Here is a 17,021-nt window from a genome sequence, read left to right as displayed (position 1 = left end):
CGTGAGCACCCCGCTGATCACCCCGGACCTGGTCGCCGTCGACCTCGTCGCCACGGACCGCGACGACGCGACCCGCCAGCTGATCGACCTCCTCTTCGCCGCCGGTCGCGTGACCGACGCCGACGGGTTCCACGCCGACGTGCGTGCCCGCGAGGCGCAGATGGCCACCGGCATGCCCGGCGGCATCGGCCTGCCGCACGCCCGGTCGAGCCACGTGACCGTGCCCAGCCTCGCGGTGGGCAAGGTCGCCGCCGGCGTCGACTTCGGCGCCCCCGACGGCCCCGCCACCCTGGTGTTCCTCATCGCCGCCCCGGACGCGGGCGACGGCGACCACCTCAAGATCCTCGCGGCGCTCGCGCGCCGCCTCGTCCACGAGTCGTTCCGCACGTCCCTCAAGGACGCCCCCGACGCCGAGACGGTCGCCGAGATCGTCACCCGAGAGGTGGTCCCCTCATGAAGCTCGTCGCCGTCTCCTCCTGCCCCACGGGCATCGCCCACACCTACATGGCCGCCGAGGCGCTCGAGCAGGCCGGCAAGGCCGCCGGGCACGAGGTCCACGTCGAGACCCAGGGGGCCGCGGGCTCGACGCCGCTCGACCCGGCGATCATCGCCGCGGCCGACGGGGTCATCTACGCCGCCGACCTCGAGGTCAAGGACAAGGACCGGTTCGCCGGCAAGCCGTTCGTCGACGTCGGTGTGAAGAAGGCCGTGCACGACGCCCCGGGCGTCATCGCGGCCGCCGTCGCCGCCGTCGAGGCGGGCGTGCCCGCAGGCGGCCCGGCTGCACCTGCGGCAGCTCCGGTGACGAAGGTCGACCGGAACGCCGGGGTCGGCACCCGGATCCGGCAGTGGCTGATGACGGGTGTCTCGTACATGATCCCGTTCGTCGCCGCCGGCGGGATCCTCATCGCCCTCGGGTTCATGGTCGCCCAGTTCGCGGGCGGCTCCGAGGGTGTCATCGAGGTCACGGCGATCCCGGTCTCGCACCTGCTGAACGACTTCAACGCGACCGTCGGGATGGACTGGGCGGCGCTGCTCTTCCAGACGGGTGTCGTCGCCTTCGGGTTCCTCGTCCCGGTGCTCTCCGGGTTCATCGCCTACGCGATCGCCGACCGGCCTGGCCTGGTGCCCGGCTTCGTCGGTGGCGCGATCTCCGTCGCCGTCGGCGCCGGCTTCCTCGGTGGCCTGGTCACCGGCTTCATGGCCGGGTTCCTCGCCCTGTGGATCAGCCGCTGGAAGGTGCCGAAGGGCGTCCGTGGCGTGATGCCCGTCGTGGTGATCCCGCTGCTGTCGACCTTCGTCGTCGGGCTCGTGATGTTCCTCATCATCGGGCAGCCGATCGCGAGCCTCATGACCGGCCTGAGCGACTGGTTGAACGGCCTGTCCGGCGCCAACCTCGTCCTGCTCGGCGCCCTGCTCGGCGCGATGATGGGCTTCGACCTCGGGGGTCCGATCAACAAGGTCGCCTACACGTTCGCGGTCACCGGCCTGGCCACCGAGGGCATCGGCGCCGACGCCGTGCAGTACCAGATCATGGCCGCGGTCATGGCCGCCGGCATGGTGGCCCCGCTGGCCATGGCGCTGGCGTCGACCGTGCGCAAGAAGCTGTTCACGCACGCCGAGCAGGAGAACGGCAAGGCCGCGTGGCTGCTGGGCCTGTCGTTCATCTCCGAGGGGGCCATCCCCTTCGCGGCCGCCGACCCGTGGCGCGTCATCGTGTCCTCGCTCGTCGGCTCGAGCGTCACCGGGGCGATCGTCATGGCGGCCGGCTCCGGCGTCCGCGCCCCGCACGGCGGCATCTGGGTGCTGCCGCTCATCTCGAACCCGCTCGGCTTCGTCATGGCCGTCGCCGTCGGCATGGTCGTCACCGCGGGCCTCGTGGTCGCCCTCAAGAGCGCCAAGCCCAACGAGATCGTCAAGGCCGAGCAGGCCGCCGACGCCCAAGCGCTCGTCTCCACCGCCGCCTGACCCTGACCCTCGATCGGAGAAGTCCCATGCCGCAGCGCACCGTCGCCGTCGCCTCCCGCGTCGGCCTGCACGCCCGCCCCGCCATGCTCTTCACGCAGGCCGTCGCCGAGACCGGGCTGCCCGTCACCATCGCCCGCCCGGGCGGGGAGCCGGTCGACGCCGGCAGCATCCTGTTCGTCATGTCGCTCGGCGTGCCGAGCGGCGAGGAGGTCACCCTGACCGCCGAGGGCGAGGGGGCCGACGCCGCGCTCGACTCGCTGGTGGACCTCCTGGCGACCGACCTCGACGCGGAGGAGGCGTCATGAGTGCCGCGAGCACGGCCGCCGTCGGTCACGTCCTCCAGGGCGTGGGGGTCGGGCGCCGGGCCGTCGTCGGGCCGGTCGCCCAGGTCCGGCCCGCGCCGCACGTCGCCGCGGACGCCCCTCTGCTGGTCGACGGCGTCCCCGCGGACGTCGCCACCGCGCACGCCCACGTCGAGCAGGCGTTCGCCGACGTCGCCGCCCGGCTGCGGGAGCAGTCGGGTCGGTCCACCGGCACGGTGAAGGACGTCCTCGCCGCCACCGCGCAGATGGCCGACGACCGCGCGCTGCGCACCCAGGTGCTCGCCCGCATCGACGCGGGGGAGCCCGTCGTCGGTGCGATCGACGGGATCGTCGAGATGTTCGCGACGATGTTCGAGCAGGCCGGCGGGTACCTCGCGGAACGCGTCACCGACCTGCGCTCGGTCCGTGACCGGGTGGTCGCGGCCGCGATGGGCCTGCCCGCGCCGGGCGTCCCCTCGCTGGAACGCCCGTCCGTGATCGTCGCCAAGGATCTCGCCCCCGCCGACACCGCCGCCCTCGACCTGGCCAACGTGCTCGCCATCGTCACCGAGCTGGGCGGTCCCACCGGTCACACGGCGATCATCGCGGGACAGCTCGGGCTGCCGTGCATCGTCCGGGTCGCCGGTGCCACCGCGCTCGCGGACGGTGCCGACGTGGCCGTCGACGCGGCCGACGGCACGGTCACGGTCGACCCGTCCGAGGACCAGCGTGCCGAGCTCGAGCGGCGGGCGACCGTCGAGCGGACGCTGGAGTCCGACACGGCTCCCGGAGCCACCGCCGACGGTCGTGCGGTCGCGCTGCTGGCCAACATCGGCACCGCCGAGGACGCCGCCCGCGTCGCCGGAGGGGGCGTCGAGGGAGTGGGACTGTTCCGGACGGAGGTGCTGTTCCTGGAGAGCACCGCCGCACCGTCGCAGGAGGCCCAGGCGGCCGTCTACACGCGGGTGCTGCGCTCGTTCGGCGACCGCAAGGTCGTCGTGCGCACGCTCGACGCCGGTGCGGACAAGCCGCTCGCGTTCGCGACGCAGCCCGACGAGGAGAACCCGGCGCTCGGCGTGCGCGGCTACCGCCTGGTGCGGACGCACCCCGAGCTCCTGGACACCCAGCTCGAGGCCCTCGCGCACGCCCAGACCGCGACGGGGACCACGCCCTGGGTGATGGCGCCGATGATCGCCACCGCGGCCGAGGCGCGGGAGTTCGCGCGACGGGCACGCGCCGCCGGCGTCGCGACCGTGGGCGTGATGATCGAGGTGCCCGCCGCCGCCCTGCGCGCCCAGGAGATCCTCGCCGAGGTGGACTTCGTCTCCCTGGGCACCAACGACCTCGCGCAGTACACGATGGCGACCGACCGCCTGCGCGGCGAGCTCGCCGACCTGCTCGACCCGTGGCAGCCGGCCGTCCTCGACCTCGTCGACGCCACGGCCCGCGCGGGGCAGCAGGCGCGCAAGCCCGTCGGCGTGTGCGGGGAGTCCGCGTCGGACCCGGTGCTCGCGCTGGTGCTCGTCGGGCTCGGCGTGACCAGCCTGTCGATGTCCGCCGGGGCCGTCCCCGCGGTCCGGTACGCCCTGCGGCACCACACCACCGCCGAGTGCGCCACGATGGCGGCCGCCGCGCTCGCGGCACCGTCGGCGGCCGAGGGGCGGAGCGCGGTCGTCGGCCTGCTGCACGCGGACGTGCGGGAGACGTTGGGCGTGTAGGCCCACCAGCCCGGCGCGGGGCGGTCGCTCCGCACCTCACGGGTGAACGCGACAGGCCGGGACGGTCCGCGCGCGGAATTCTGCGGTCGCGCGCGTACTCTCGCGGTTATGGCCCACGACCCGGGACACATCGAGCTCCACGACCCCGAGACCGACCCGCTCGCGACGTACGTGCTCGAGCCGGACGACGTCCGACCGCTGCTGCGCCGGGTGGTGTCGTCACCCGGCGCGGGGACGTTCACGTCCCACGCCCCGTTCACGGGCAGCCCGATCGCCGCGGTCCCGCTGTCCACGCGTGACGACGTGGCGCGGGCCGCGAAGAGCGCTCGCGCGGCGCAGCGGCTCTGGGCGGCCCGACCGTTGCGCGACCGGACGGCGGTCCTGTCCCGCGTGCACGACCTCGTGCTCGAACGCCAGAGCGACGTGCTCGACCTCATCCAGCTGGAGTCGGGCAAGGCCCGCGTCTCGGCGTTCGAGGAGGTCTGCGACATCGCCCTGGTCGCGCGGCACTACGCCGCACGCGCCGGTCGCTACCTCGCGCCCCGCCGCGTGCCTGGCCTGCTGCCCGGGCTGACGAGCGTGCGCGTGCTGCGGCACCCCGTCGGAGTCGTCGGGATCGTCGCGCCCTGGAACTTCCCGCTCGCCCTCACGCTCGGTGACGTGCTGCCCGCGCTGGTGGCCGGCAACGCCGTCCTCCTGCGGCCCGACCCGCAGACCGCCCTGACGTCGCTGTGGGCGGCGGAGCTGATGGAGGAGGCCGGGCTCCCCGACGGGCTCCTGCAGGTGGTCGTCGGCGACGGCCCGACGATCGGGTCCGCCGTCGTCGAGCACGTCGACCACGTGAGCTTCACCGGGTCCACCCGCACCGGTCGGGTCGTCGCCGCGCAGGCGGGGGAGCGGCTGGTGCCGGTCACCCTCGAGCTGGGTGGCAAGAACCCGATGTACGTCGCGGAGGACGTCGACGTCGAGGTCGCCGCCGAGGGTGCCGTCCGGGCGTGCTTCGTCGGCGCAGGTCAGGTCTGCGTGAGCATCGAGCGGATCTACGTGCACGAGGACGTGGCCGAGGAGTTCATCGAGGCGTTCGTCCGGCGGACCCGCGAGGTGCGCCTCGGGTCCGGGCTCGACTACCGCTCGGACATGGGCTCGCTGACGTCCGCGGCTCAGCTGGCCACCGTCGTCGAGCACGTCGAGGACGCCGTCGGGCACGGCGCGACGGTGCTCACCGGCGCCGTCCACCGCACCGACCTCGGGCCGTGGTTCTACGAGCCGACCATCCTGACCGACGTGCCCGACGAGGCCCGGCTGGTGCGCGAGGAGACGTTCGGTCCCGTCGTGAGCATCTACCGGGTGGCCTCCGACGACGAGGCGGTCGCGGCGATGAATGACAGCGACCTCGGCCTGAACGCGAGCGTCTGGACGGCGGACACCCGCCGCGGCGCCGCGATCGCCGCCCGGGTCCGCGCCGGGACGGTGAACGTCAACGAGGGCTACGTGGCGACCTGGGGGTCGGTCGGTGCGCCGCAGGGCGGCATCGGCGCGTCGGGCATCGGCAGTCGCCACGGACGCGAGGGCCTCTGGGAGACGACGCGCGTCCAGACGGTCGCGGTCCAGCACGGCGCGCACGGCGTCCTGGGCGCCCCCGGCGTGGGCCTGCACCGCCTGTTCGACCTGGGCACGGACACCTGGCCCCGCGTCTACACGGAGGTGCTGCGCACGATGAAACGCCTCCGCCTCCCGTAGCAACGCGCGCGAGCACGCCCTGAGTGCTGCTCCCCGTGGCGGCGGCGACACTCATGACTCGTCCGACTGGCCCGCTCGACGTCGAGCACGCGATGAGTGCTGCTCCTCGTGCGTGCAGCGGTAACCATGACGTGCTGGCGTGAGCGTGCGCGTGGGCCTCAGGCGTGGCCCGTTGCCGCCGGGGCGGGGTCGGACTCGTCGCTCGTGCCCTCGTAACCGGCCGCCTCGATCGTGGCGATCGCCTGCCGGGCGATCGCCAGCTCCTCGTTGGTGGGGACGACCATCACCAGCGTGCTGGTCCAGTCCGGGGAGATGATCGTCGGCTCCTTCTTGCGGCCGGCGTTGCGCTCCGGGTCCACCGCGATGCCCAGCGGCTCCAGCCCTTCGAGCGCGCGTGCGCGGACCACGGGGTCGTTCTCGCCGACGCCCGCCGTGAACGTGATGACGTCCACGCGGCCGAGCACCGCGTAGTAGGCGCCGACGTACTTGCGGAGCCGGTGCAGGTAGACGTCGAGCGCCAGCGACGCGTCCTCGTCGCCCGAGTCCACCAGGGTGTGCAGCTCGCGGAAGTCGTTCTCGCCCGCCAGCCCCTTGAGCCCGGAGCGGCGGTTGAGCAGGTCGTCGACGTCGTCGACCGACAGCCCCGCGTTGCGCTGCAGGTGGATGAGCACCGCAGGGTCGATGTCGCCGGACCGCGTGCCCATGACCAGGCCCTCCAGCGGGGTCATGCCCATCGACGTCTCGACCGCGACCCCGCCGCGGACCGCCGACGCGGACGCCCCGTTGCCCAGGTGCAGCACGATCTGGTTGATGTCCTCGAGCCGGCGCCCGAGCACGCGGGCGACCTTGCCGGAGACGTACTGGTGCGACGTCCCGTGGAACCCGTACCGGCGCACCCCGTGCTCGCGAGCGACCTCCCGGTCTATCGCATACGTGGCGGCAGCCTCGGGCAGGGTGCGGAAGAACGCGGTGTCGAACACCACGACGTGCGGCACGTCCGGCAGCAGCTCGCGAGCCACCTGGATGCCCGTGAGGTTCGGCGGGTTGTGCAGGGGCGCCAACGGCGACAGGGCGTCGATCTGGGCGACGATCTCGTCGTCGACCACCACGGGCGCGCCGAAGACCGCCCCGCCGTGCACCACCCGGTGACCGACCGCCACCACGTGCGCCTGCGCGAGGTCCGGGCCGACCTCCTCGAACAGCGCGAGCACCGCCCGCAGGCCGGCGCCGTGGTCGGGGACCGGGTCCGTGCGCGTCGTCGTGTTGCCGCCGTACGTGTGCCGGACCGAGCCCTCGTCCTCGCCGATCCGCTCGACGATCCCCGACGCGATCGCCTCGCCGCCGACGGGGTTGACCAGCTGGTACTTGATCGACGACGAGCCCGAGTTCACGACGAGCACGCTGCCGTGCGCCCCGTGGGCCGATCCGGGGGTCGGCTGGGAGACGGGGCTCATGAGGGGTCCTCCGCTTGCGCCTGGATCGCCGTGATCGCGACGGTGTTGACGATGTCCTGCACCAGCGCGCCGCGGGACAGGTCGTTGACCGGCTTGCGCAGCCCCTGCAGGACGGGGCCGATGGCGACGGCACCCGCGGAGCGCTGCACGGCCTTGTAGGTGTTGTTGCCGGTGTTCAGGTCGGGGAAGACGAACACCGTCGCGCGTCCGGCCACCGCCGAGTCCGGCATCTTGGTCTTGGCCACGGAGGCGTCGACGGCGGCGTCGTACTGGATCGGCCCCTCGACCGACAGGTCCGGCCGGCGCTCGCGGACCAGGGCCGTGGCCGTGCGGACCTTCTCGACGTCCGCGCCCGAGCCGGACTCGCCCGTGGAGTAGGACAGCATCGCGATGCGCGGCTCGATGCCGAACTGCTGGGCGGTCCCCGCCGACGAGATCGCGATGTCCGCCAGCTGCTCCGCCGTCGGGTCCGGGATGACCGCACAGTCGGCGTAGACGAGCACGCGGTCCTCCAGGCACATGAGGAACGCGCTCGACACGCTGCCGACGCCGGGGGTGGTCTTGATGATCTCGAACGACGGCTTGATGGTGTGCGCGGTGGTGTGCGCCGCGCCGGAGACCATGCCGTCGGCCAGCCCGAGCTGCACCATCATCGTGCCGAAGTAGGACACCGACGAGACGATCTCCCGCGCCCGGTCCACCGTCATGCCCTTGTGCTTGCGCATCTCGGTGTACTCGACGGCGAACCGTTCGAGCAGCTCGCCGTCGTGGGGGTCGATGATCGCGGCCGCGTCGAGGTCGAGGCCCAGCTCCGTGGCGCGGGCGCGGATCGCCTGCTCGTCGCCGAGGATCGTGAGGTCCGCGACCCCGCGCTGCAGCAGGGTCGACGCCGCCCGCAGGATCCGGTCGTCGCTGCCCTCGGGGAGCACGATGTGCTGACGGTCGGACCGTGCCCGGTCCAGCAGCGCGAACTCGAACATGAGCGGCGTGACCACCTCGGGCCGCTCCACGTCGAGCGCAGCCAGGAGGGCGGTGCCGTCGACGTGCTGCTCGAACAGGGACAGCGCGGTGTCCACCTTGCGCTGCGAGTCCGCGGTCAGGCGCCCGTGCGTGTCGCCGACGGCGCTCGCCGACCGGAAGGTGCCCAGCTCGGTGGACAGGATCGGCAGCCTGCTCCCGAGCCCGGTCACCAGGCGGGTGATGAGCGGCGCCGGGCGGAACCCCCCGTTGAGGATGATCCCCGCGAGCGACGGGAACCCGTCGGCCTGGTGCGCCATGAGCAGTCCCAGCAGGACGTCCGACCGGTCGCCCGGCGTGATCACGACCGACCCGTCGGTGAGCTTGCCCAGCAGGTGCTCCACGGACATCGCGCCGACGATGACGTCGAGCACCTCGCGCGAGAGCAGGTCCTCGTCGCCCGCGATGAGCGTCCCGCGCACCGCCTCCGACAGCTGCCGGACGGTCGGGGCGGTGAGCAGCGGGTTCTCCGGGACCGCCCACGCGGGGAGCCCGGTGCCGTCGCGCAGCGCGTCGCGGACCCCGCTGACCGAGCCGGGGGCGCACCGGTTGGCCACGACGGAGACCACCTGGGCGTGGTTGGCGTGCATCTCCGTGACCACCACGTCGGCCACCTGCGCGACCACGGCGGGCTTGCGGTGGCTGCCGTTGATGACGAGCACCACCGGTGCGCCCAGGTTGGCGGCGATGCGGGCGTTGTACGCCAGCTCGGTGGGGCCGGCGACGTCGGTGTAGTCGGTGCCGACCACGACGACCGCGTCGCAGCGCCGCTCGACGTCGTGGTACCGGGACACGATCTGCGCGAGCGCGGCCTCCGGGTCGTCGAGCACCTGCTCGTACGTCACCCCGACGCACTCGTCGTACGTGAGGTCGACGCCGTCGTGGTGGAGCAGGAGCTCGAGCACGTAGTCGCGGACGTCCGTGGACCGGGCGACCGGGCGGAACACCCCGACCCGCTGGACCGTGCGGGCCAGCAGGTCCACCAGGCCGAGCGCGACCATGGACTTGCCGGAGTCCCCCTCGGGGGACGTGACGTAGATGCTGCGGGCCACGGTGGGCGTCTCCGATGCGGGTTGAGCGATGGTGCGGGACCGTGGGGCGGGCAGCGGCGCCCGCCCCACGGACGGCTGGGACTACTCGTTGTCTCCGCCGGTCGACAGCGTCGCCGCCACCTGACCCGAGTCGGACTCGTCCTGCGCGTCGGGCCACACCCAGTCCCGGACCTCGGGCAGGTCGTCGCCGAACGCGCGGGTGTACTCGCGGGCACGGAGGCGCTCGTCGACCATCTTCTGGCGCAGGTTGGCCTGCGAGCTGCCGAGCGACGGCACGTTGTCGATGACGTCGATGACGAGGTGGAACCGGTCGAGGTCGTTGAGCATGACCATGTCGAACGGGGTCGTCGTCGTGCCCTCCTCCTTGTACCCGCGCACGTGGATGTTGCTGTGGCCGTGGCGGCGGTACGTCAGCCGGTGGATGAGCCACGGGTACCCGTGGTACGCGAAGATCACCGGCCGGTCCTCGGTGAACAGCCCGTCGAACTGCTTGTCCGTCAGCCCGTGCGGGTGCTCCCGCGCGTCCTGCAGACGCATGAGGTCGACCACGTTGATGACCCGGACCTTGAGGTCGGGCAGCTCGCGACGCAGGATGTCCGCCGCCGCGAGCACCTCGAGCGTCGGCACGTCACCCGCTGCTCCGAGCACGACGTCCGGCTTCTCGCCGGGCACCTCCGAGCCCGCCCAGTCCCAGATGCCCAGACCGCGCGTGCAGTGCGCGATCGCCTGGTCCATGGTCAGGAAGTTCGGCGCCGGCTGCTTGCCCGCCACGACCACGTTGACGTACTGCCGGCTGCGCAGGCAGTGGTCGTACGTCGAGAGCAGGGTGTTGGCGTCCGGCGGCAGGTAGACGCGGACGACCTCGGCCTTCTTGTTGACCACGTGGTCGATGAACCCCGGGTCCTGGTGGCTGAAGCCGTTGTGGTCCTGGCGCCAGACGTGGCTGGACAGCAGGTAGTTGAGGCTCGCGATCGGGCGGCGCCACGGGATGTCGTTGGTGACCTTCAGCCACTTGGCGTGCTGGTTGAACATCGAGTCGATGATGTGGATGAACGCCTCGTAGCAGTTGAACAGGCCGTGCCGCCCGGTGAGCAGGTAGCCCTCGAGCCACCCCTGGCACTGGTGCTCGCTGAGCATCTCCAGCACGCGGCCGGCGCGCGCCAGGTGCTCGTCGACGTCGGCGCCGAAGAACTCCGCGTTCCACTGCTTGTCCGTCGTCTGGAACACGGACTGCAGGCGGTTCGACGCCGTCTCGTCCGGGCCGAAGATCCGGAAGTTGTCCGGGTTGAGGCGGATGACGTCGGTGAGCCAGTCGCCCAGCACGCGCGGGGCCTCGCTGATCGAGCCGCCCGGCACCGGCACGTCCACCGCGTACTCGCGGAAGTCCGGCAGGCGCAGGTCCTTGAGGAGCACCCCGCCGTTGGCGTGCGGGTTGTCGCTCATCCGCAGGGCACCCCTCGGGGCGAGCGCGCGGACGTCGTCGTGCAGCCGGCCGTTCTCGTCGAACAGCTCGTCGACCCGGTACGACTCGAGCCACTGCCGCAGGACGTCGAGGTGCTCCGGGGTGTCCCGCGCGTTGGCGAGCGGCACCTGGTGCGCCCGCCACGAGCCGGTGGTCTTCTTGCCGTCGATGTAGTCCGGCCCGGTCCACCCCTTGGGGGTGCGGAACACGATCATCGGCCACTGCGGGCGCTGCTCGTTGCCCGCGTGCGCGCTGCGCTTGATCTCCGCGATCTCGTCGAGCACCTCGTCCAGCAGCGTCGCGAACCGGCGGTGGATGTCCTCGTGCGACTCGTCGTCGAAGCCGGCGACGAACATGTGCGGCTTGTGCCCGTAGCCCACCATGAGCGACTCGAGCTCCTCGTCGGGGATGCGCGCCAGCACCGTCGGGTTGGCGATCTTGTACCCGTTGAGGTGCAGGATCGGCAGCACGACGCCGTCGTTCTCGACGTTGACGAACTTGTTCGAGTGCCAGCTCGTCGCCAGCGGCCCGGTCTCCGCCTCGCCGTCGCCGATGACGGTCGCGACGAGCAGGTCGGGGTTGTCGAACGCGGCACCGTACGCGTGGCTCAGCGCGTAGCCCAGCTCGCCGCCCTCGTGGATCGACCCCGGCGTCTCGGGCGCGACGTGGCTCGGGATGCCACCCGGGAACGAGAACTGCCGGAACAGCCGGCGGACGCCCTCGGTGTCCTCGGTGATGTCCGAGTAGAACTCCGAGTACGTGCCGTCGAGGTAGGCGCTCGCGACGAGCCCCGGTCCGCCGTGACCCGGTCCGGTCACGTAGATGGTCGACTGCTCGCGCTCGATGATCGCCCGGTTCAGGTGGGCGTACAGGAAGTTGAGCCCGGGCGTCGTGCCCCAGTGGCCGAGGAGCCGCGGCTTGACGTGGTCGCGCGTGAGGGGCTCCCGCAGGAGCGGGTTGTCCAGGAGGTAGATCTGGCCCACCGACAGGTAGTTGGCGGCGCGCCACCACTTGTCGATGCGGGCCACGGTCTCGGCGTCGACCACCGTGCCGCTCCCGGTCTGCCACGTGCTCCGTGCCGACGTCGTCGTGCTCATGCGCGCTCCCCAGTCGTCGTTCCGGCGTGCCACCGGCGCGGTGTCAGCCTTCCGTCGGGCGCACGTCCCGGACGAGGGTCGTTGGTCCTGTGTCGCGTGCGACGGGCCCACATGTCATACAACCGCACTCCGCGCCTCGGCGCAGGAGGTGTGGGCGAACGCACCACGAACGTCGGGGGGCGTCCGCGAGAGGTCGCTGCGCAGGTCAGCGGGGTTGTGCGCGCTCGCGAGGGCTCCGGAGCGTTCCGACGGGCCGCGCGCTGCGAGGTACCGTGAGGCGTGACCGAGCCGAGCCCCGCAACCGTCGCGCGCGAGCGTGCAGCGGGACCCGGGCGCGGCCACCCGGACCCGCCGCCCGCGGTCGACGCGCCGGACCCGGTGCACGCTCGTCCCGCCTGGGAGCAGTCCGAGCGCCGACCGCCGACCACGATGCTCCGCGCGGCCGTGCGCCCTCGGATGATCGTCCTGCTCGTCCTGCTGCTCGCCGCCGCTGCCCTGTGCGCCCGGCTCGGGGCGTGGCAGCTGGACCGCGCTCAGGTGCACGGCGCCGCCGCGGCAGAACGGCGCACCGCGGAGCTCGTCGCCGTCGACGCCGTCCCGATCGACGACGTGCTCGTCCCGCAGACCACGTTCACCGGCGAGCTCGTCGGCCGCAAGGTCGCGGTGACCGGGACGTACGACGCGGGCGGCCAGCTGCTGGTGACCGGCCGCGCGCACGACGGCACCACGGGCCTGCTCGTCCTGACCCCGCTGACCACGACCGACGGCGCCGTCCTCCCGGTCGTGCGCGGCTGGGTCGCGACTCCCGCCGACGCCGACGCGCCTCCCGCCGGGACCGTGGACGTGACCGGGTACCTGCAGGCGTCCGAGCAGGCCGGCACCGGGGTCGCCGACGGGCAGACCGACGCGATCAGCTCCGCCGAGCTGCTGAACTCCTGGGGCGGGCCGATCTACACCGGGTACCTCGTGGTCGCGTCGTCGGACCCGGCGCAGTCCGGCTCGGTCGCGCTGCTGGATCCGCCGACCATGCCCGGCGCGGGACTGAACCTCCAGAACCTCGCGTACGCCGCCCAGTGGTGGATCTTCGGCGCGTTCGCCGTGCTGCTCTGGCTCCGCCTGGTCCGCGACGAGGCCCGCGGGTCGCAGCCGGCGCCGGGTCCCGACGAGAGCGCCCCGCCGGCCTGACGCCCCGCTCTCGGATCAGCCCAGCGGAGGACGACGCCGCAGCTCCTTGACCGCGCGGCGCTTCTGCTCGCCCTGCACGCGGCGCACCTGCGACCCCCGGCTCGGCCGGGTGGCGCGGCGCGTCGGTCCCGGGGGAGCGAGCGCGTCGTCGAGCAGCGCGTGCACGCGGGCGAGCGCGGCCTCGCGGTTGCGCAGCTGGGACCGGTACTCCTGGGCGCTGAGCGTGAGCAGCGAGCCGCGCAGGCGGCTCGCGAGGCGCTCCATGACCCGGTCCTGCTGCGTCGGGCTGGTCCACGGGACCCGCGCGAGGTCGACCGTGAGCTCGACGCGGGAGTCGGTCGTGTTCACGGACTGACCGCCCGGGCCGCTGGAGCGCGAGAAGCGCCACGCGAGGGCGTCGTCGGGAACGACGACACCCCCGCGCAGCACCAGGGGACCGGTCATGTCAGTCGTGCTGCCACGAGTGCCACAGCGCCGCGTAGTCGCCGCCGGCGGCGACCAGCTCGTCGTGCGGGCCGATCTCCGTGATCCGGCCGCCGTCGACCACCGCCACCCGGTCCGCGTCGTGCGCGGTGTGCAGGCGGTGGGCGATCGCGACCACGGTCCGCCCCGACAGCACCGCCGACAGCGAGCGCTCCAGGTGCCGGGCCGCTCGCGGGTCGAGCAGCGAGGTGGCCTCGTCGAGCACCAGCGTGTGCGGGTCGAGCAGGACCAGCCGGGCCAGCGCGATCTGCTGGGCCTGCGCAGGCGTGAGCGAGGCACCGCCCGAGCCGACCTCGGTCTCCAGGCCGTCCGGCAGCGCCTGCACCCACTCCCACGCGTCGACCGCCCGCAGCGCGCGCTCGAGCGCGGCCGCGTCGGCGTCCACCTGCGCCAGGCGCAGGTTGTCGGCGACCGACCCGACGAACACGTGGTGCTCCTGGGTGACCAGGGCGACGTGCCTGCGCAGCTCCTCCAGCGGCAGGTCGACCAGCGGGACGCCGCCGACCGTGACCGTGCCGTCGGTGGGCGGGTGGATGCCCGCGAGCATCCGCCCGAGCGTCGACTTGCCTGCACCGGACGGTCCGACCACCGCCAGCCGCTCGCCGGCGGCCAGGTCGAGGTCGATCCCGTGCAGCACGTTGTGACCCTCGCGGTACGCGTACGTCAGACCTCGGGAGGCGATGTCCTCGTCGACCGGGGTGCCCGGGCGCGACTCGCGGTCGGGCTCGACCAGCTGCACGCCCACGATGCGGGCGAGCGAGGTGGCCGCCACCTGGATCTCGTCGACCCAGAAGATCAGCTCCCACACCGGGCCGGTGATCTGGTACGTGTACAGCACGATCGTGGTGACCGCGCCGACCGTCACGTAGCCCTCCGAGGCGAGGTACCCGCCCCAGAGCAGCACGGCGGCGGGGGCCAGGACGAACGTCGCGTCGATGCCCGGGAACAGGATCGTGCGCAGGCGCAGCGTGACCTTCTCGGCCTCGAACGCCTCCCGCAGGTCGGCGTCGACTCGGCCCATCCGGCGCCGGCCGAGCCGGAGCGCGTCGACGGTGCGAGCACCCTCCACGGACTCCGTGATCGTCCCGTTGAGCACCGCGTACGCGGCCGACTCGCGCTGGTAGGCCGGCGTCGCGCGCTTGAGGTACCAGCGCACGACCAGCAGCAGCGTGGGCACGCCGATGAACATGGCGAGCGACACCACCGGCGACAGCACCAGGCACGCGACGATCGTCAGCGAGATGGTGACCACGGCGACGATCACGCGCGGGACGCCGAAGCGCACCGCGTGCTGCAGCTTGTTGACGTCGTTCGTCGTGCGCGCCACGAGGTCGCCCGTACCGGCCCGCTCGACGACGGACAGCGGCAGGGCCGTGACCTTCTCGATGAACTCCTCGCGCAGCTCGGCGAACACCTCCTCGCCGAACACCATCGACGCCCGCTGCGCGAACCGGATGAGCACGGTCTGCGCGAGGACGGCGACCGCGCCGACGGCGATCAGGGTGTTGATGTACCCCGCGGTGGTGCCGTCGGTGACGGCGTCGACGAGCATGCCGAGCAGCCACGGACCCGCCAGCCCCGCGGTCGCGGCGAGCGTGTGCAGGACCGCGATGAGGACCAGCGGGCGCCGGTGCTTGCGGAAGAGGACGCCCGTGTACGCCCGGACCGTCGCCGTGTCGGCGATGGGGAGCTTCATGACTGTCCTCCGCTCTGCTGCTCGGCCATCAGTTCCTCGTGCAACCGCTCGTCGTCCGCCAGGTCCTCGACGGGCTCCTCGTCCATGTGCCGCCCCACGACGGCCCGGTAGGCGAGCGCGACCTCGAGGTCGTCGGCGCCGTGGGTGAGCAGCTCGTCGTGGTTGGCGCGGGCGCGCACGACGCCGTCCTGCACGAACGCGACCTCGTCGACGTGGTCCAGGACCAGCGGGCTGGCGGTGACCACGAGCGTCGTGCGACCGCGCCGGACGTCGGCGAGCCGCGCGGCGATCCGGGCCTCGGTGTGGGCGTCGACCGCGCTGGTCGGCTCCACCAGGACGAGGATCTCCGGGTCGATGAGCAGCGCCCGCGCGAGGGCGACACGCTGGCGCTGGCCGCCGGACAGCGAGCGGCCCTTCTCGGGCAGCTCGCCGGCGAGACCGTCGGGCACCGAGTCGAGCACGTCCTGGGCGTCGGCCATCGCGATGGCGCGCAGCAGGTCGTCCTCGGTGGCCGAGCCGCGCACGTCGAGCTCCTCCTCCAGCAGCCCGGAGAACAGGTGCGGGGTGGCCTCCGCCACGACGATCCGCTCCCGCACGAGGTCCTTGTCGAGGTCGGACAGCAGCACGCCGCCGAGGCGCACCGGGGTGTCCTTCTCGGCCTCGTCGTCGAACCGGCCGAGCCGCGTGGCGATGCGCGCCGACTCGTCGGGGTCGGCGCTGACCAGCGCGACCACCCGACCCGGCTCCAGGTGCAGCCCGCTGACCTCGTCGACCAGCGCCACGTGCGGCGGCGGGGCGGTGGCCGTACCGGGCGTCGCGCCCGTCGCCGGGACGACCTGCAGGACCTTGACCACCTTGGTCGCGCCGATGTGGGCGCGCGTCGCCGCCTGGAGCATCTGGGTGGCGTTCTGGACCGGCCACGACAGGAACGCCGCGAACCCGTACGTGGAGACCAGCTGGCCGGGTGTGATGGTGCCCGCCAGGGCCATGTGGGCGCCGAGCCAGATGAGCGTGACCACGAACGCGCCGGGCAGCAGGACCTGGAGCGCGTCGAGCACCGACTGCGTCCGGGCCACCTCGACCCCGCGGCGACGCGTCTCCTGCGACTGCGCGCGGTAGCGGCCGGTGAAGACCTCCTCGCCGCCGATGCCGCGCAGGATGCGCAGGCCGGAGACGGTGTCGGAGCCGAGCGTGGTCAGGCGGCCCGACGCCTCGCGCTGTGCCGACTGCCGGCGGGACAGCGGCTTGACGAGCAGCCCGAGGATCGCGGCGACCGTCGGCAGGCCCAGGACGACCACGAGGCCCAGCGGGACCGACACGCGGAGCATCAGCACCGCGACGATGCCGTACGCGACCAGGCTGCCGAGGAAGTGGGCGGCGAGCGCGAAGACCTCACCGATGCGCAGCGCGTCGTTGGCGACGGCCGAGACGACCTCACCCGTCGGCAGCTCCTTGGTGATCGTGTGGCCCGACCGGGCGACGGTCCGGCCGACCAGCTGCGACGACGTGAACGCCGCACGCAGCCAGTTGTTCACGTCGTACCGGTGGCCGATGGCCGACGTCGTGATGATGACCGCGCCGAGCGCCAGCAGGGTGCCGCACGCGCGCCAGAGGTCCGGACCGAATCCGGACTCCAGCCCGTCGTCGACCGCGCGGCCGACGACGAACGGGGTGAACGCCTGGGCAGCGAACTGCAGGATGCCGAGGCCGACGGCCGCGAGGAGGATGCCCCACTGCCGACCGGCCAGCCACCAGAGCAGCGCGACGGGCCCGCTCAGAGGCGGGGTGCCGGGGTCGTCGAGGGGGAGAGAACGCACGAGGAGCAACGTTACGGGGCGGTACTGACA

At 73.0% G+C, this 17,021-nt stretch carries 12 protein-coding genes; 6 read left to right on the top strand and 6 right to left on the bottom strand.

The genetic code is table 11. From position 1 onward, the window contains the following. Position 1 precedes the first annotated feature (1 nt). The 5 genes from CTE05_RS00760 (at position 2) to CTE05_RS00740 (ending at position 5,728) form a co-directional block, all read left to right on the top strand. On the top strand, positions 2 to 457 hold the full coding sequence (locus tag CTE05_RS00760) for a PTS sugar transporter subunit IIA (RefSeq protein WP_146844226.1): 456 nt from the start codon (positions 2 to 4) through the stop codon (positions 455 to 457). Continuing rightward, positions 454 to 1,968 carry a PTS fructose transporter subunit IIC gene (locus CTE05_RS00755; RefSeq protein WP_146844225.1) on the top strand — a complete coding sequence of 505 codons (1,515 nt, stop codon included), beginning with the start codon at positions 454 to 456 and terminating at the stop codon, positions 1,966 to 1,968. The genes CTE05_RS00760 and CTE05_RS00755 overlap by 4 nt, the downstream gene beginning before the upstream one ends. A gap of 26 nt (positions 1,969 to 1,994) precedes the next feature. Next, entirely contained in the window at positions 1,995 to 2,273 is a 279-nt protein-coding gene (locus CTE05_RS00750; RefSeq protein ID WP_146844224.1) for an HPr family phosphocarrier protein, read from the top strand. Then, complete coding sequence (ptsP, locus tag CTE05_RS00745; protein WP_146844223.1) at positions 2,270 to 3,988, top strand: phosphoenolpyruvate--protein phosphotransferase; 1,719 nt, start codon at positions 2,270 to 2,272, stop codon at positions 3,986 to 3,988. Before CTE05_RS00750 ends, ptsP begins: the two co-directional genes overlap by 4 nt. A gap of 108 nt (positions 3,989 to 4,096) precedes the next feature. Then, positions 4,097 to 5,728 (top strand): succinic semialdehyde dehydrogenase, encoded by a 1,632-nt coding sequence (locus tag CTE05_RS00740; protein WP_146844222.1) that lies wholly within the window; start codon positions 4,097 to 4,099, stop codon positions 5,726 to 5,728. 158 nt (positions 5,729 to 5,886) lie between these two features. On the opposite strand, the gene CTE05_RS00735 is transcribed toward CTE05_RS00740, so the two are convergent. The 3 genes from CTE05_RS00735 to CTE05_RS00725 form a co-directional block, all read right to left on the bottom strand. Continuing rightward, on the bottom strand, positions 5,887 to 7,182 hold the full coding sequence (locus CTE05_RS00735; RefSeq protein WP_146844221.1) for an acetate/propionate family kinase: 1,296 nt from the start codon (positions 7,180 to 7,182) through the stop codon (positions 5,887 to 5,889). Further along, the gene (pta, locus tag CTE05_RS00730; RefSeq protein WP_146844220.1) at positions 7,179 to 9,251 is read right to left on the bottom strand and encodes a phosphate acetyltransferase; all 2,073 of its coding nucleotides are present in this window, start codon (positions 9,249 to 9,251) and stop codon (positions 7,179 to 7,181) included. The genes CTE05_RS00735 and pta overlap by 4 nt, the downstream gene beginning before the upstream one ends. Positions 9,252 to 9,332: 81 nt before the next feature. Continuing rightward, positions 9,333 to 11,810 (bottom strand): phosphoketolase family protein, encoded by a 2,478-nt coding sequence (locus CTE05_RS00725; protein ID WP_146844219.1) that lies wholly within the window; start codon positions 11,808 to 11,810, stop codon positions 9,333 to 9,335. Positions 11,811 to 12,089: 279 nt separating this feature from the next. Between CTE05_RS00725 and CTE05_RS00720 the strand changes: the two genes are divergently transcribed. Continuing rightward, entirely contained in the window at positions 12,090 to 12,995 is a 906-nt protein-coding gene (locus CTE05_RS00720) for an SURF1 family protein (protein WP_246123175.1), read from the top strand. A gap of 15 nt (positions 12,996 to 13,010) precedes the next feature. On the opposite strand, the gene arfB is transcribed toward CTE05_RS00720, so the two are convergent. Genes arfB through CTE05_RS00705 form a run of 3 tightly spaced genes read right to left on the bottom strand, consistent with a single transcriptional unit; the run spans position 13,011 to position 16,991 of the window. Then, complete coding sequence (arfB, locus tag CTE05_RS00715) at positions 13,011 to 13,439, bottom strand: alternative ribosome rescue aminoacyl-tRNA hydrolase ArfB (protein WP_146844218.1); 429 nt, start codon at positions 13,437 to 13,439, stop codon at positions 13,011 to 13,013. Position 13,440: 1 nt separating this feature from the next. Further along, positions 13,441 to 15,174 (bottom strand): ABC transporter ATP-binding protein, encoded by a 1,734-nt coding sequence (locus tag CTE05_RS00710; protein ID WP_146844217.1) that lies wholly within the window; start codon positions 15,172 to 15,174, stop codon positions 13,441 to 13,443. Further along, complete coding sequence (locus tag CTE05_RS00705; RefSeq protein WP_146844216.1) at positions 15,171 to 16,991, bottom strand: ABC transporter ATP-binding protein; 1,821 nt, start codon at positions 16,989 to 16,991, stop codon at positions 15,171 to 15,173. Before CTE05_RS00705 ends, CTE05_RS00710 begins: the two co-directional genes overlap by 4 nt. Positions 16,992 to 17,021 lie beyond the last annotated feature (30 nt).

The sequence above is a fragment of the Cellulomonas terrae genome, assembly GCF_007990265.1.
GTDB classification, from domain to species: Bacteria; Actinomycetota; Actinomycetes; order Actinomycetales; family Cellulomonadaceae; genus Cellulomonas; species Cellulomonas terrae.
The sequence above is the reverse complement of the archived record's forward strand: the minus strand, read 5'-3'. Positions and strand labels throughout refer to the sequence as shown.

What these genes read in the sequence shown, in the direction of transcription:
- CTE05_RS00755 (WP_146844225.1), top strand. Translation starts at nt 454, where the DNA reads ATGAAGCTCGTCGCCGTCTCCTCCTGCCCCACGGGCATCGCCCACACC.
- ptsP (WP_146844223.1), top strand. Translation starts at nt 2,270, where the DNA reads ATGAGTGCCGCGAGCACGGCCGCCGTCGGTCACGTCCTCCAGGGCGTG.
- CTE05_RS00710 (WP_146844217.1), bottom strand. Translation starts at nt 15,174, where the DNA reads ATGAAGCTCCCCATCGCCGACACGGCGACGGTCCGGGCGTACACGGGC.
- CTE05_RS00735 (WP_146844221.1), bottom strand. Translation starts at nt 7,182, where the DNA reads ATGAGCCCCGTCTCCCAGCCGACCCCCGGATCGGCCCACGGGGCGCAC.
- arfB (WP_146844218.1), bottom strand. Translation starts at nt 13,439, where the DNA reads ATGACCGGTCCCCTGGTGCTGCGCGGGGGTGTCGTCGTTCCCGACGAC.
- CTE05_RS00750 (WP_146844224.1), top strand. Translation starts at nt 1,995, where the DNA reads ATGCCGCAGCGCACCGTCGCCGTCGCCTCCCGCGTCGGCCTGCACGCC.
- CTE05_RS00725 (WP_146844219.1), bottom strand. Translation starts at nt 11,810, where the DNA reads ATGAGCACGACGACGTCGGCACGGAGCACGTGGCAGACCGGGAGCGGC.
- CTE05_RS00740 (WP_146844222.1), top strand. Translation starts at nt 4,097, where the DNA reads ATGGCCCACGACCCGGGACACATCGAGCTCCACGACCCCGAGACCGAC.